Here is a 15,149-nt window from a genome sequence, read left to right as displayed (position 1 = left end):
CGATAGGCGGGATTCGTTGCGTTGCGAAAGCCTTTTTATCCGACTGTGGCTTCTATGCACCGCCTTCACCCCGAACGGTTAAATTTTGATGACGATAGGCCAGGATTTTTTGGCGCAATCGGGACGGATCGCCGCTTCCTCTTGATGATCCGTATCACTGTGGCGCCATAGGCACACCAAACGAATGGGGCTTGTCTGGCGTCACCCAATCCGGGAAAGGGCGTTCATGCCTTCTGCCGCTCGTCCCCGTATCCTCGTGGTCTTCGGGACGCGCCCCGAAGCGATCAAGCTCTTTCCCTTGGTCCATGCGCTTCGCCGCACCGATGCCGAGGTGCGCGTGTGCGTCACCGGACAGCACCGCGAGATGCTCGACCAGGTCCTTGAGATAGCGCGCATTACGCCCGAACACGATCTCGACCTGATGCTGCCCAACCAGTCGCTCGACACGCTCAGCGCGCGACTGCTGACCGAGCTGGGCAAGGTCATGGACGCCGACCGGCCCGACCGCGTCATCGTCCAGGGCGACACCGCGACAGCAATGATCGGCGCGCTGACCGCTTATTATCGCAAGATCCCGGTCGGCCATGTCGAGGCCGGCTTGCGCAGCGGCAACATCTATCACCCCTGGCCCGAAGAGGTGAATCGCAAGGTCGTAGGCGCGATCGCCGACCTGCATTTTGCGCCCACCGAAACCTCACGCGACGCCTTGCTCGCCGAAAATGTTCCGGCCGAGCGGATCCATGTCACCGGCAACACCGTGATCGACGCATTGATCGAGACGCGCGCGCGAGTCGATTCGGATCCCGCGCTTGCTTCGACGATCGCGCCGATCGCCGCGCGCTTTGCCGGCAAACGCATAGTTGCCGTAACGACACACCGACGGGAAAATTTCGGCGATGGGCTGAAATCGGTGGCCCAGGCGGTCCGCCGAATCGCCGATCGCCCGGACGTCGCGGTGATCTTCCCGGTCCATCCCAATCCCAATGTCCGCGCACCGATGGCCGAGGTGCTTGGAGGCATCGACAACGTGGCGATGATCGACCCGCTCGATTATCCCAATTTCGTCCGCCTGCTGTCGCTGTGCCATTTCGTGATGACCGACAGCGGGGGCGTACAGGAAGAAGCGCCGGCGCTCGCGAAGCCGGTGCTGGTGATGCGCGAGACGACCGAGCGGCCGGAAGGTGTCGCCGCCGGCACCGCCAAATTGGTCGGCAATGATGAGGAAGTCATCGTTACCGAAGCTTCACGCCTTTTGGACGATAAGGCCGCCTATGAAGCAATGGCCCGCGCCCACAACCCGTTCGGGGATGGCAAAAGCAGCGAGCGGATCGCCCGCATCATCCTCGATTCGGCCGCCTGACGTGGCGACAGTCTGCGTCGTCGGTCTCGGCTATATCGGCCTGCCCACTGCCGCGGTGATCGCGCGCAGCGGCGCGTCGGTGCTCGGCATCGATATCAGCCCGCATGTCGTCGAGACGATCAATGCCGGCCGCATCCATATCGAGGAAGCCAATCTAGAATCTTTGGTGCACGAGATGGTCGCCAGCGGCTCGCTGCGCGCGGCGCTCGCGCCAGAACCCAGCGACGTGTTCGTGATCGCGGTGCCGACGCCGTTCACCGACAATCATGCACCCGACATCAAATATGTCCTCGCGGCGACCCGTTCGATCGCCCCGGCAGTGCGCAAGGGCAGCCTGGTGATCGTCGAATCGACGTGCCCGGTCGGCACCACTGAGGCGGTGCGCGACGTGCTCAAGGAAGCGCGCCCCGATCTCAGCTTCCCCGACGGTGGCGATGCAGCGACCGACGTCTGCGTCGCTTATTGCCCCGAACGCGTGCTGCCCGGAAAGATCCTCGAGGAACTGGTCAGCAACGACCGGTCGATCGGCGGCCTCAGCGCCATTTGTGCCGAACGCGCGGTGGACTTCTACAAGGGCTTCGTCGCCGGCGAGTGTATCGCGACCACCGCGCGCGCCGCGGAAATGTGCAAATTGGTCGAAAACTCGTTCCGCGACGTCAACATCGCGTTCGCCAACGAATTGTCGATCGTCTGCGACACGCTCGACCTCGACGTCTGGGAAGTCATCCGGCTGGCCAATCGCCATCCCCGCGTCAACATCCTCCAGCCCGGCCCCGGTGTCGGCGGGCATTGCATCGCGGTCGATCCCTGGTTCATCGTCGATAGCGACCCTGAGAATGCTCGGCTGATCCGCACCGCGCGCGAGGTCAATGACGGCAAGGCGCATTACGTCTTCGCGCGCACGGCGGCACTCGCGGACGCGCATCCGGACGCCGCGATCGCGTGTCTAGGCCTGTCGTTCAAAGCCAATATCGACGATCTGCGCGAAAGCCCCGCGCTCGAAATCGCGATCGAACTGGCAAAGAAATATGGCGACCGCGTCCGCGTCGTCGAGCCGCATGTCGACGCACTGCCGCCGGCGTTCGACGGCACCGGTGCGACCAAGGTGACGCTCGACCAGGCACTCGACGACTGCGAGGTGCTCGTCGTGCTGGTCGATCATCATGAATTCCGTGGGGTCGCCGCCAGCCGGCGGGCAGGCAAGGCGATCTACGACACGCGCGGGCTCTGGCCGGCCTAGGGTCTGTACTCGCTAGCGGCGGCTATTTCGCCCCGAACCCGCTGACCACGGTCCCGACGGTCTTCAACAGGATCAGCAGGTCGAGCCAGCCCGAAAAATGCTTGATGTAGAAGAAGTCGTAATTGAGCTTGTAATGGACCGAGGCAAGGTCGGCGACATGCCCCTGGTTGACCTGCGCCCAGCCGCTGATCCCCGGCCGCACGATGTGGCGATATGAATAGAACGGGATTTCCTGCTCGTACCAGGTCGATAGCGCTACGGCTTCGGGGCGCGGGCCGATCCAGCTCATCTCGCCCTTGATGATGTTCCACATCTGCGGCAGCTCGTCGATCCGCGTCCGGCGCAGGAAGCGACCCAGGCGGGTCACGCGCTGATCGTCATCGGTGGTGATGAAGCCGTCGCGCGCCGCTTCCTCGGGCGTGCATTCACGCATCGTGCGGAACTTCCACACCATGAACGGCCGGCCACGATAGCCCATTCGTTCCTGTTTGAAGAGCACCGGCCCCTTCGAGTCGATCTTCACCAGCAACGCGATCAACAGCATCGGCACGATCAGGACCGGGAGGGCGACGAGCGTCAGCAACAGATCGAAACCCCGCTTCATCTTGCGATAGGCGAGATTGGGGAGCAGCGACCCGAAGCTGTTTTCCGACAGATGCTCGATCGATACGCGCCCGGTCAGTGATTCGCGGATCTGCTTGACGTGATAGACAGGATGGCCGTTGACCGCGGCCTCGGCGAGCATGCGTTCCCAATCGTCGTCATGGTCGTACCGCAGATCGGCGACGATCACCGTCTCGCGCCCCGGCGGCATGACCGGCTCGGTCAGCGGAATCCATTCGACATTGGGCAATTCGGTCAGCGCCGAGGTCTTGCCGAACGGGACGATGTAAAAGGGTTTGGTCGTGGCGCGCAGCAGATAGAAATGGATCGTGTAGGAGGTTACCGCCGCCAGCGCGGCGGAAGTACCTAGGTAGGCGCGGCTATAGTCGAGTCGGAGAAAGAAGAAGGCCGCGAACACCAGCCCATACGACGTCGCATAAGTCGGAATGATATAGCTGAACACGCGTGACCCGGGGAACGCGGTCACCCGACGCAACAGGAACAGCCCGAGGATGGCGCCGATCGCCGCGCCGAGAATGACATTGTCGACTCCCCCCACCAGCGTTGCCGCATTGGGATTGTCGAGCAGGATCGGACGGCTGATCAGCATGCTGGGCACGAGCACGGCGAGCACCAGCACCGCGAAAGCTTCGACGCGGAAGGACTCGAAGATGCTCGATCGCGGGCGCGTCGCTGCCTTGGCCCGGCTCATCAGCATGTGACCAAATTCCCCTTAAAGTCGCTGCGGCACGGTTGTTACAGCGCGTTACACCCAGACAGCGGCCCGAGTCTATTGATCTGGCGCAACATTCATCGCGACTTCAAATCGTCCGGTGGAACGATCGTATCGCCTCGGGACACCAGGCCGGTGATCCGCGCGCGTTCGATTTCGACTGCGCGCACGCGGTCCGACCATGAAGGGTGCGTCACACTCGGAAACAAGCCGCCCAGCCGCTGCGCCTGAAATCGTCGCCACAGCACGACAGCCGCACCGGGATCGAACCCCGCCCGCGCCATTAGATAGGGCATCAGCCGGTCGGCCTGAAGCTCTTGCAAACGCTGGACTTTCGCCCTGGCCTTGCGATGTCCGAGGGCGTTGTGTGCGAGTTCATGCGCGAGGATCGCAGCCAGTTCGTCGGGTGTCTTTGCGAACCCCGCCATCCGCGTCGACAATTGCACCCATGTGCCGTTCGCCACGGCATCGGCATAGTCGCCCGGCACCAATTGAAACCGTGCCTTGCAGGCCGCGACGCCGATCAGGTCGACCGTCATCCGCTGCCCATTGCGCACGATCGTCAGCCGCGCTTTGCCGTCGGCCAGCGCCGTATCGAGCGCGGTCATCGCCGCCTCGACGCCAGCGAATCGCCCGTCGGCCGAGCTAGGCGGTGCCGCCGCGAACGGCACGCCGTCGGCATCGACGAGCACGTCTCCCGGCTTGAGCCCAGCGCGCTCGGCGGGTGATCCCGCCACGACCAGCGCGACGGTCGGGCCATCGCTCAGCCCCAGCACCTGTCGTGCGGCGGGCCGGAACGTCGCGCCATACTGACCCAAAGTCTCGATCAGCATGCCGCTCTCGACCATGTGCTCGACGCACAGATCGACATTGGCGGTCGCCAACCGATAGCCGATCGTCGCCACCGCTACGTCCTGCTGCAGTAAGGCACGGACGACCAGGGTCGCCTGGTCGTCGGCGGACGGCCCGGCGGCGATCAGGGCAAAAGCAAGCAATGGCCTTAACGACTTGATCATCCTCGGGTCGCTAGCCGAGACGCGGGAGTCAAGCCAGCTTGGCCGTTGTCGGCTTCGCCGCTAAGGGCCGGTGGTCCGGGGGAGGCGGGTGCCGGGCGCGCCCATCCGATCCGGCGTTACGAAGGAGCGCGTGTGAAGCTTGTCGTCGTCGGCCTGGGGTATGTCGGCCTGCCTTTGGCCATCGCGCTCGCCCGCCATTTCGAAGTCTGGGGCGTCGACATCGACGCCGGCCGCATCGCCGAGCTGACTCAAGGCCATGACCGGACCGGCGAAATCGACCAGGCCACGCTCGGCGCCTCAACCCTCAATTACACGTCCGACCCATCGGCCTGCCCCGCGGCGAGCGCCTATATCGTCACCGTCCCCACCCCGATCGACGCCAACAAACGTCCCGATCTCGGCGCGGTGATGGGCGCGACGCGGATGGTCGCCAGGATGATCGACGCCGCCGAACGCCCGACGATCATTTACGAGAGCACTGTTTATCCCGGCGTCACCGAACAGATTTGCGGACCGGAGATTGAAAAGGTCTCCGGCCTCGCGCGCGGCCGCGACTTCACGCTCGGTTATTCGCCCGAGCGGATCAATCCCGGCGACCGCGAACATACCGTCGACCGTATCGTCAAGGTCATCGCCGGCGAGGACGAGGCGACTACCGACCGGCTTGAGGCGATCTACGGCAAGGTCACCTCGGCCGGCGTGTTCCGCGCCGCGTCGATCAAGGCCGCCGAGGCCGCCAAGGCGATCGAGAACGCGCAGCGCGACATCAACATCGCCTTCATGAACGAGATCGCGCGAATCTTCGGCGCGATCGATCTGTCGGTATGGGACGTGCTGGCCGCAGCACAAACCAAGTGGAATTTCCTGCCCTTTCAGCCCGGGCTGGTCGGCGGTCACTGTATCGGCGTCGACCCCTATTATCTCAGCCACCTGGCGGAAGAGGTCGGCCACGATCCGCGCGTCATCCTGGCGGGGCGCGGCACCAATGACGGCATGTCGAGCTGGATCGCCGGGCAAATTCACGCTCGCGCCGGCAAGACGGGTTCGGCCTTGGTGCTTGGCCTGACCTTCAAGGAAAATGTCCCCGATCTGCGCAACTCCAAGGTCGCCGAACTGGTGACTGCGCTCGATGCGCACGGTCATGACGTCACCGTCCACGACCCGATGGCCGACCCCGCCGAGGCGACGCACGAATATGGCATCACGCTCGACGGCGACGCGCTGAGTCGCAGCTATGACCTCGTCGTGCTCGCGGTGCCGCACCAGGCCTATCTCGACATGGACGGCGGATTGGCTCGACTGGTCGCCCCAGGCGGTCTGTTCGCCGATATCAAGAATGGCGTTCCCGAAATGACCGGCACAGCGCGCTGGACGCTTTAGGAGTAATTTGATGCGCGTACTCGTGACCGGCGCGGCCGGATTCATCGGCAGTTGGGTGATCCGGCGATTGCTCGACCGCGGCGACATCGTGATCGGCATCGACAACCTCAACGATTATTATTCGGTCGACCTCAAGCGTGACCGCATCGCGCTGATCCACGGGCTCAATACCAACCGGTTCGAGTTCATCCAGGTGGACTTCGCCGATCACGAAGCGCTCGAGGCGTCGCTGGCGAGCAAGGAGTTCGACCGCATCGTCCACCTGGGCGCACAAGCGGGCGTCCGTTATTCAATCGACAACCCCCGCGCCTATGTCCAGTCGAACCTGGTCGGGCATCTCAACGTGATGGAGATCGCGCGGCATCGAAAGCTCCAGCACCTCGTCTACGCCTCGTCCTCGTCAGTCTATGGCGGCAACGACCAACTCCCCTTCCGGGTCGAGGACCGCGTCGACCATCCGCTGTCGCTCTATGCCGCGACCAAGAAGGCCGACGAGCTGATGAGCGAGACCTATGCCAGCCTCTACCGGTTGCCGCAGACCGGCCTGCGCTTCTTCACCGTCTATGGCCCCTGGGGCCGCCCCGACATGGCGATGTGGATCTTCACCAAGGCGATCCTCGAAGGCCGCCCGATTCCGGTGTTCAACAATGGCGATATGCGCCGCGACTTCACCTATATCGACGACATCGTCACCGGCGTGGTGTCGTGCCTCGATTCGGCGCCCAAGGACGATGGCGAGGAAAAGGCCGGTGGCAGCCGCACCCCGCACGCCATCTACAATATCGGCAACCATCGCTCCGAAGAGCTCGGCAAGATGATCGACCTGATCGAGAATGCCTGCGGGGTGAAGGCGATCCGCGACTATCAGCCGATGCAGCCCGGCGACGTCCCCGCCACCTATGCCGATATCAGCGCGATCGAACGCGATTTGGGGTTCAGCCCGGCGACGCCGATCGAGGTTGGCGTACCCAATTTCGTGTCATGGTACCGCGAATATCACGGGGTCTGACGATCAGCCCTCGCGGCGGATGGCGAACAGCGCGCGGCAGCGGGGGGCGAACGCGTTAAGGCGCGATGGTGCCATCAGGTCGAATCCATATCCGGAGAGGAAATCGAGCACCGCCGCCTTGTCGTCGAACTCGTCGAGATAGACGGCCGCGACTCGCCCCGCCTCGAACAGTCCGCGGGCGCCTTCGAGCACCTCCAGCTCCATTTGCTCGACGTCGATCTTGATCACCAACTTGCCTGGCAGGTCGAAACTGTCCAGCCGCCGTGCCGCAACGGCGAAGCCGCGCCCGGCGATATGCGCGCGGCCCGCACGGTCGCGGCGCGTCGCGATCCCCGACACCGCGCCGGTCGCGAAGTCGAGTTCGCCCGCTTCGGCGGCCAGGGCAACGTTGATCGCGTCGAACCCGAAGCGTTCGGCATTGACCGCGAGCCGCGCGAACGTCGCAGGGTCGGCCTCGAAGGCGACCACGCGAAAATCGCGGAACAGTCGCTGCGCATCGGCAATGACCGCAGAGAAAATGCCGATATTGGCGCCGACATCGACAAAGGTGACACCGTCGCCCAGCATCATGCTGACCCGCTGCATCACCAATGTCTCATCGCGTAACAGGCTGTTGGCATGCGCCAGCCGCGCGGCGCGGTAATAGCCATTCTCGCGCAACGCGTTGATCCTGAGCTTGCGCTTGAACAGCACGACATCCACGTCGCGCGCACCGTGGCGCAACCGCGTCAGCCATTCGCGCAGCCGCGGCCGCTCGTTGATCTGTATCTGGATCAGCCGCAGCCGGTCGAAGCGGTGCCGCGTCACGCCGCGATCTGCTCGATCAGCCAATCGTTCGTCGCGCAGTCGATCACCAGATGGACGCGGTCGGTTTCGCCGTCATTGGTCACCGCGTGCGGATCGGACAAACGCAGATACCAGGCCTCGCCGGGCGCCATCGCAACGTGCACGCGGTTGAGCAGGAACGTAACGCCGGGGTTGGTCGTGACCGGGATATGCAACCGTGCCTGGCCCCAATCGGCGGCAAGGTCGTGGTCCGCATGCTCCTTGATCCTCGATCCCGGTGTGAGGCGCATCAGCCGGACCGCTTTCAGCGGGCAGGGAATCGCTGTCAGTACGTTACGGAAATAGGGCGTCCGGTCCAGGATGGCGGCATCGACGAAGTCGGTCGCCTCGGGCGGGGTATAAGCCTGCATGATGGGATGCGTTGCCCCTGCCTGATGCCTGAGCGGCAGGACGTCCCATTGGCCCTCGTAATTCTGCCGGACGAAATGGTCGGTCCAGGTCATCGCCTCGACCGCCGCCAGATCGGCCTGCAACCGCGCCGGATCGAACGCCAGTGCCAACTGGGCGCGGTCGGGCAGCGTCAAGGCCGGTTGTTGCGTCCATTCGGTCAGGATAAGGCTCCCCTCGGCCGCGTGTTCCCGGGCGGCCGGTATCGACCCTATTCCTCCTCCCATCCGATTGCCAAGCGCCCGATGTCCGATCCCGACGCCCTAGCCCGCCTCCGAGCGATGATTCTGGCCGACGAAGCGCTCGCCGACCGACTGGCATTGATCCTCGGCGCCGATGCCTTTGCGGTGGCGGCTGCCAGCGTCGCGGCAGGCAGAGGCATCACGATCACGCCCGAGGCGATCCTTGCCGGCAGCAAGCGCGATCCGTTGGGAATCGAGCGCTTTACCGGGCAGCAAATAACGACGGCTGATTGGCCCGGCCGCAACTGGCTACCCGCCGCACTCGTCCCCGCACCCGGTCAGCTCGCAATCGACTGGGTCCATTTCGGGGACGCCCCGCTCCACGAGTCATTCTTCGAGGACTCGCTGCGTCGTGCCAAGCGCCGGCCGATCAACGCGCTGCTCAAAGTCTGCCCCCCCCTTGGCATTCTCGGCAAACTGGCTCCGGCGGACGCTGCGACGGCACCCGATGGCCTGATCTTCCACATGTCGCGTTGTGGCTCCACCCTGGTGTCGCAGATGCTCGCGGCGATGGCGGACGGCATCGTGGTGTCGGAGGCCCCGCCGCTGGATGCGATCGTGCAAATGACGCACAGCCATCCCGAGGCTCCGCTCGAACAACGCGTCGCGCTGTTGCGCGGCATGGCCGCCGCGCTCGGCCGCGATCGCTTCGGCAATCGCCGTCACTACGTCATCAAGACCGACAGCTGGCACAGCCTGGCGCTGCCGCTGTTCCGCGCCGCCTTTCCCGACACGCCGTGGGTATTCCTGTTCCGCGATCCCACCGAGGTGATGGTATCGCAAATGCGCATCCGCGGATCGCAGACGGTGCCTGGCACCGAGCTCGACCCGGTCTTTGCGATCCCCGAGCCACTCGGCCTGTCGACTGAGGATTATATTGCCCGCGTGCTCAATCGGGTGACACAGGCGGCGGTCGACCATGCCGAAATCGGTGGGGGGCTGTTCGTCGATTATGCCGACCTGCCCGACGCCGTCGAACGGCGGATCCTGCCTCATTTCGGGATCGCGCCCGACGCTGATGCTCTCGCCGCCATACGCGCGGCGGCGACGTGGGATGCCAAGACGCCGAGTTTCGCTTTCGAGCCCGATGCCGATGACAAACGCCGTAGCGCCGGTGACGTAGTTCGCGCCGCAGTCACGGCCCATCTCGACGGCGTGCATCGGGAACTGACGGCATTGGCGGCCCGCCGCTAGACTCGCTTGCAGCAAAGCTGAGGACGACTTTAACGCCTTGAACGGCTTCCCGGTCCTTCGTATGCCCGGTCCGCAATCGCGGGGGGGATGCGATGTATTCGTATCGCGTATCGGGGCTCGAAGTCGCCAGTGAAGTAGACCTTCCCGGTCTGATTCCGGGCGACCCGGACGGCACCCCTGACGTGACGATTCGCCGCGCAGCCGTACCCAAGTCACTCGATGGCGCGAGCGCGATCGGTCCGACCTGGCAGCGTGCCGACGAGCAGTTCCTGATGCATATCCCGCATGTCGCGCGTTTTCTACTCGAAGGGGGGCATTCGATCGCCTTCGAAGTGGAGGGTGACGCCGAACTGCAAGACGTCGCGGTATTCCTTTCGGGCAGCGTGTTCGGCGTACTCCTCCACCAGCGCAATCATATCGTGCTCCATGCCAGTGCGGTGCTGGTCGGCGGCAAGGCAGTGCTGTTTTGCGGACAGTCCGGCGCGGGCAAGTCGACCTTGGCTGCGGCGCTCGGCGAACAGGGCTATTCACTCGTCGCCGACGACCAATGCGCGATCGAGATCGGCAATGACGGCATTCCCCGAATCCAGGCCGATGGCCGTCAACTTCGGCTTTGGGAAAAGAGCATCAACGAGCTTGGCCTCGGCGATCGGCGCGGCGATCCGATGCGCAATCGACTGCGCAAATTCTATGTCGAACCCGTGACCGCCAGCGATGCCGCGGTGCCGATCGGCGCGGTCTATGCGCTGCTGGAGATACGCGGGCAGCAAGAGCCGGATATCGAACGGCCCAACATCGTCGATGCGACCAGGTTGCTCGTCGCCAACGCCTATCGGCCGTTGCTCGTCCATCGGCTGGATCAGCGGGAAATCTATTTCCGTGCCGCCGCCGCCCTCGCCGCGACCTCGGGCATTTTCCGGCTGAAGCGGCAATTCGGGTTCGATGAGATGCCGGCGACGATCGCGATGCTGCGGACGCACTGGGCCGATATCGGACTGGGGGATGCGGCACCGTGATCCCGACGATCTGGCTGGCTTCCTATCCGAAGTCGGGCAACACCTGGTTCCGCATTCTGGTCGCGAATTTGTGGTCGAAACGCGACACGCCGGTCGACATCAACGTGATCGACAGCACCGATTCGATCGCCAGCGGGCGCAACCCATTCGACCAGCAGACGCTGATCGATTCGGCGCTGCTGACCAGCGAGGAGATCGACCGGCTGCGCCCCACCGCTTATGCCTATGCCGCCGCGGGCGAAACGCTGGCGGATCCCGATAGTCCGTGTTTCCCGGTCCGCTTCGTCAAGACGCATGACGCCTATACGCTGACCGATCGGGGCGAGCCGATCATGGCCGGTGCGCGCGGCGCGGCCGGCACGATCCTGTTCGTCCGTGATCCGCGCGACGTCGCGACGTCGTTCGCCAATCACATGCATTGTTCGGTGGACGTCGCTATCGACCGCATGGGCGACCGCGATTTCTGCTTCGCCTCGGCCACCGACCGGCTCGACCGCCAGTTCCGCCAGCGCCTGCTCGGCTGGAGCGGGTTCGCCGAAAGCTGGCTCGACCAGCACGACATCCCGGTCCACCTGGTCCGGTACGAAGACATGCTCGCCGATACCGCGGCGACCGCGCTCGCCGCATTGCGTTTCGCCGGTGTCGAACCCGATCCGGTACGACTCGAGCGCGCGATCGCGTTTGCCTCGATCGACGAATTGCAGCGCCAAGAGGCCGAAAGCGGCTTTCGCGAGGCTCCGCGCAAGGCGCAGAGTTTCTTCCGCCGCGGCATCGCCGGCGGGTGGCGCGACGACCTGACGCACGATCAAATCGCCCGAATCGAACGCGATCATGGCATCATGATGAACCGACTGGGTTATAGCCGGTCGACCGCGGAGAAAGAGTGACAATGATGATCCATCGGGACGGCGACTGGCTGGCCGCGAAAGTAGGCGACGAACTGGTGATGATGAGCGCGGCCAAGGGCAATTATATCGGCCTGTCGGCGGTCGGCGCGCGTATCTGGGAATTGATCGAGACCCCCCAGACAATCGAATCGCTGTGCGACGCGCTGGTCGGTGAATATGACGTCGACGCCGCTACGTGCCGCGCGGAGGTTGACTCCTTCCTCGCCACGCTCGGCCAACACAATGCGGTCCGCATCGACGAAAGCGCATGAGCCCGCCGTCTTCGACCGCACCGAAGTCGCGATGACGGCGGCCAACATATGAGCGCAATCTGCGGCATCATCCGGTTCGACGGCGCCGACGTCGCGCCGCGCAGCATCGAACGCATGGCGAACGCGATGCGACACCGTGGCGCCGATGGCGTCGAGACGGTCGAGTTCGGCCGCCTCGCGCTCGGTCACTGCCTGATGCGCGTCAATCGTGAGGACGTGCATGAAGCGCAACCGATCGTCGCGCGCGACGCGATACTGGTAGCCGACCTCCGGCTCGATAATCGCGAGGAACTCGCCGCCAAGTTGGGCATCGCCGATGGTGATCTCTCGGCCTTGCCCGACAGCGAGATGCTGCTCGCCGCCTGGCGGCGCTGGGGCAATGATTGCGCGGCGCATCTGCTCGGCGACTTCGCCTTCGCGATCTGGGACCGGATCAACCGTACCTTGCTGCTCGGCCGCGATCATATGGGCCAACGGGTCATCCATTATCACCTCGGTGACGGCTTCCTGGCGTTCGCGACCGAACTCGTTGGGCTGTTCGCCGCCGACGGCGTGCCGCGTCAACTCAATGAGGACGAACTCGCCCGCCGTCTGTTGAAGTCGACCGAACGGATAGAGGGCGACCTGATCTTCACCGGTATTCACGTTTTGCCCGGCGGCACCACACTGCGTCTCGCGCCCGACGGTGCGGTGCAGGTCAACCGTTATTGGCAGCCCCAGGCAGCGCCCCAACATCTCGATCGTGACGACGCTTACTATCTCGCTGCCTATCGCGCGACGATCGAAGAAGCCGTGGCATGCCGGCTACGCCGGCTGATCGACTCGCCCTCGCTGCTGTTCAGCGGCGGCTTCGACAGCGGCACCATTGCGGCAATCGCGGGCCCTCTAGTCGCGGCGCGCGGCTGGACGCTCACCTGCCTTGCCTCGGTATTGCCGGAAGGCGACCCGCGGCGCAGCGCTCGCCCGGCGGTAGAGGCGTTTCGCGGCCGACCCGGACTCGACCTGCATTTCTACGTGCGCGGGAACGAAACAGCCTATGACGATCTCGAGGCCAGTTTCGACCGCACCTTTCGCTTGCACCCGCCCAGCATCGTCCGTCGCCGTATCGGCGAAATGGCGCGTAGCGCAGGATCGCGGCTCATCCTCGACGGCCATGGCGGCGACTATACGGTCAACGCTTATGACCAAGCGATGCTCGGCGCTATTCTGCGCGGCGGCGAGCTTGGCCGATTCGCCCGCGAGTTCCGCGCGCGGATGCGCTTCACCGGCTGGTCGCCGATCCGGGTGATCGGGCGCGACGTATTGGGCGCGCTGGTTCCGCAATCGGTCCGCATGTTGTGGCGTCGCGGGATCAACGGTTTCGTGCCGGCCTGGCGCCGCCGCGGGGTGCGGCGTGATTTCGCGTTGCGCGCCTTTGCCGATGGCGCGGTCGATTCTCGCCAGCTGCGCGATGGCTTTCGCCCCGGGCCGACTGGACGGGAACGTTGGCTAGAGGCCTGCCGTCGCGCATCGGTTAATGGTGCGGGCAGCAATTATGGCGCGATGACGGCGGACCTCGATCTTTCGCGCCCTTTTCACGACATGCGCGTAGTCGAACTGGGATGCGCACTGCCAGACCGGCTGTTGTTCCGCGAGGGCCGCGAGCGTTGGCTCGCGCGTAGGGCATTCGCCGATGTCCTGCCCAAAGCGCTGATCGCACGAATGCCGGGCAACGACCGAGAGCAGCCCGATCTGATCGCGATGGACATTCAAGCCACGCCGGCGATGCTCGCTGCGTTGGACGAATTGCGGGATGACGAGACGGTAACGCGATATGTCGACGTGCCGGCGGTCGCCGCCATGATTCGCCGTGGAGCATCCGAAGAAAGGATGAGCGACCGCATCCGGCTGGTCTTCGCAATGAAGGCGCTGACGACTGCGCGGTTTCTCGCCTGGCTCGACCGCAGCAATCGATGATGGCGAATGGCGTTACGAGCCGTAGCTCGACGTTCCCCCATAGGTGCCGTCGGGAACACCGGTATTCGCATTCGAAAGCGTCTCGCGCCGGGCCGATCCAACGATCACGGTCGGCGTTTCCCAACGCTTGCGCTCGGTTGCCTCGCCGGGCTGGAACGAGATTTGGTGGACAGATGACATCGCGAAAATCCCCCGAATGACAGTATGCGGCCGCGCCGCAATCAATCGATCCTTATTTCGCTGAGTCTGGACGTTCGGTCAAGTCGGACGACATTTCGGCAAAGAAATTACACACCATTTTGAACCAATTTTATAGGTCGCTGCCGTTCCTGAGCTAATTTTTTTGCTTGGTCAGCTAGAAATCCCCGAAAAAGCCCCCTAATGATCGTAACAGATGCCGCCGGGGGGAAAGAGCATCGACTCGCTTGCCCCCCGCGTACCGAATAAAAGCGAGAGGCCGGAACATGTCGGACCAATACCTTGCGGAAATCCGGATCTTCGGATTCAACTTCGCGCCGAAGGGCTGGGCGACGTGTAGCGGTCAGATCGTGTCGATTGCGCAGAACACCGCGCTGTTCTCGCTCCTCGGCACAACTTATGGCGGCAACGGGCAGACGACCTTCGCCCTCCCCGACTTGCGGGGACGCACGCCGATTCATTGGGGAACGGGTGCAGGTCTTCCTCCCGTGAGCCAGGGACAGTCTGGCGGCGAGGAAAACCACCTCCTGCTCCAGACTGAAATGCCTACCCACAATCACACGTTCGCTGCAACCACGGCCGCCGCGACCAAGATACCGGTCAATCTCGGCGTCTTCGCGGACGACGTCGATGCGCAGGCGGTCGATTATTTCGCGGCGTTCAACGCGCCCAATTCGTCCTACGTCAATCTCAACCCGCTCAGCATGCCGCCGGCGGGCGGCTCGCAGCCGCACAACAATATGCAGCCCTATCTGGCGCTCAATATCTGCATTGCCATGTCCGGTATCTACCCGTCGCGCAACTGATCGG

General features: G+C 64.1%; 15 protein-coding genes. 10 read left to right on the top strand and 5 right to left on the bottom strand.

From position 1 onward, the window contains the following. Positions 1-226: 226 nt before the first annotated feature. Both wecB and wecC read left to right on the top strand, forming a co-directional pair. Positions 227-1,360 (top strand): non-hydrolyzing UDP-N-acetylglucosamine 2-epimerase, encoded by a 1,134-nt coding sequence (wecB, locus tag AC1DRD_RS03060; protein ID WP_478027974.1) that lies wholly within the window; start codon positions 227-229, stop codon positions 1,358-1,360. Next, on the top strand, positions 1,347-2,600 hold the full coding sequence (gene wecC / locus AC1DRD_RS03055; RefSeq protein ID WP_478040605.1) for a UDP-N-acetyl-D-mannosamine dehydrogenase: 1,254 nt from the start codon (positions 1,347-1,349) through the stop codon (positions 2,598-2,600). Before wecB ends, wecC begins: the two co-directional genes overlap by 14 nt. Positions 2,601-2,622: 22 nt before the next feature. Here the strand turns inward: wecC and AC1DRD_RS03050 are convergent, their stop codons facing one another. Together AC1DRD_RS03050 and AC1DRD_RS03045 are read right to left on the bottom strand one after the other, a co-directional pair. Beyond that, entirely contained in the window at positions 2,623-3,921 is a 1,299-nt protein-coding gene (locus AC1DRD_RS03050) for a sugar transferase (RefSeq protein WP_478027972.1), read from the bottom strand. A 92-nt stretch (positions 3,922-4,013) separates the two neighbouring features. Further along, complete coding sequence (locus AC1DRD_RS03045) at positions 4,014-4,952, bottom strand: M48 family metalloprotease (RefSeq protein ID WP_478040235.1); 939 nt, start codon at positions 4,950-4,952, stop codon at positions 4,014-4,016. A 132-nt stretch (positions 4,953-5,084) separates the two neighbouring features. Between AC1DRD_RS03045 and AC1DRD_RS03040 the strand changes: the two genes are divergently transcribed. After that, entirely contained in the window at positions 5,085-6,332 is a 1,248-nt protein-coding gene (locus AC1DRD_RS03040) for a nucleotide sugar dehydrogenase (protein ID WP_478027970.1), read from the top strand. Between the two features lie 10 nt (positions 6,333-6,342). Then, positions 6,343-7,341: an NAD-dependent epimerase/dehydratase family protein gene (locus tag AC1DRD_RS03035; RefSeq protein WP_478027968.1), complete on the top strand. Its 999-nt coding sequence runs from the start codon at positions 6,343-6,345 to the stop codon at positions 7,339-7,341. A gap of 3 nt (positions 7,342-7,344) precedes the next feature. Here AC1DRD_RS03035 and AC1DRD_RS03030 read toward each other — a convergent pair whose 3' ends face one another. Together AC1DRD_RS03030 and AC1DRD_RS03025 are read right to left on the bottom strand one after the other, a co-directional pair. Next, a complete protein-coding gene (locus tag AC1DRD_RS03030; RefSeq protein ID WP_478040233.1) occupies positions 7,345-8,148 on the bottom strand; it encodes an FkbM family methyltransferase in 804 nt (267 codons plus the stop codon). Then, positions 8,145-8,711 (bottom strand): aspartyl/asparaginyl beta-hydroxylase domain-containing protein, encoded by a 567-nt coding sequence (locus tag AC1DRD_RS03025; RefSeq protein ID WP_478040232.1) that lies wholly within the window; start codon positions 8,709-8,711, stop codon positions 8,145-8,147. Before AC1DRD_RS03025 ends, AC1DRD_RS03030 begins: the two co-directional genes overlap by 4 nt. Positions 8,712-8,855: 144 nt before the next feature. On the opposite strand from AC1DRD_RS03025, the gene AC1DRD_RS03020 reads away from it, so the two are divergent. From AC1DRD_RS03020 to AC1DRD_RS03000, 5 genes are all read left to right on the top strand, one after another. Further along, a complete protein-coding gene (locus tag AC1DRD_RS03020; protein ID WP_478040230.1) occupies positions 8,856-10,010 on the top strand; it encodes a sulfotransferase in 1,155 nt (384 codons plus the stop codon). A 92-nt stretch (positions 10,011-10,102) separates the two neighbouring features. Continuing rightward, the gene (locus tag AC1DRD_RS03015) at positions 10,103-11,026 is read left to right on the top strand and encodes a hypothetical protein (RefSeq protein ID WP_478040229.1); all 924 of its coding nucleotides are present in this window, start codon (positions 10,103-10,105) and stop codon (positions 11,024-11,026) included. Beyond that, on the top strand, positions 11,023-11,913 hold the full coding sequence (locus AC1DRD_RS03010) for a sulfotransferase domain-containing protein (protein WP_478040227.1): 891 nt from the start codon (positions 11,023-11,025) through the stop codon (positions 11,911-11,913). The genes AC1DRD_RS03015 and AC1DRD_RS03010 overlap by 4 nt, the downstream gene beginning before the upstream one ends. Before the next feature lie 5 nt (positions 11,914-11,918). After that, positions 11,919-12,185, top strand: a complete 267-nt coding sequence (locus AC1DRD_RS03005) for a PqqD family peptide modification chaperone (protein ID WP_478040225.1) — start codon at positions 11,919-11,921, stop codon at positions 12,183-12,185. Between the two features lie 48 nt (positions 12,186-12,233). After that, positions 12,234-14,141 (top strand): asparagine synthase-related protein, encoded by a 1,908-nt coding sequence (locus AC1DRD_RS03000; RefSeq protein WP_478040223.1) that lies wholly within the window; start codon positions 12,234-12,236, stop codon positions 14,139-14,141. Positions 14,142-14,153: 12 nt separating this feature from the next. Here the strand turns inward: AC1DRD_RS03000 and AC1DRD_RS02995 are convergent, their stop codons facing one another. Continuing rightward, positions 14,154-14,321, bottom strand: coding sequence for a hypothetical protein (locus AC1DRD_RS02995; protein ID WP_478040221.1), 168 nt, complete (start codon positions 14,319-14,321; stop codon positions 14,154-14,156). Between the two features lie 284 nt (positions 14,322-14,605). Here AC1DRD_RS02995 and AC1DRD_RS02990 point away from each other — a divergent pair, with 284 nt between their 5' ends. Next, positions 14,606-15,145 (top strand): phage tail protein, encoded by a 540-nt coding sequence (locus tag AC1DRD_RS02990; protein WP_478040220.1) that lies wholly within the window; start codon positions 14,606-14,608, stop codon positions 15,143-15,145. The last annotated feature ends 4 nt before the right edge of the window (positions 15,146-15,149 follow it).

Source organism: Sphingomonas sp. P4_G2, assembly GCF_056401155.1.
This window is presented reverse-complemented; position numbering and strand designations above follow the sequence as displayed.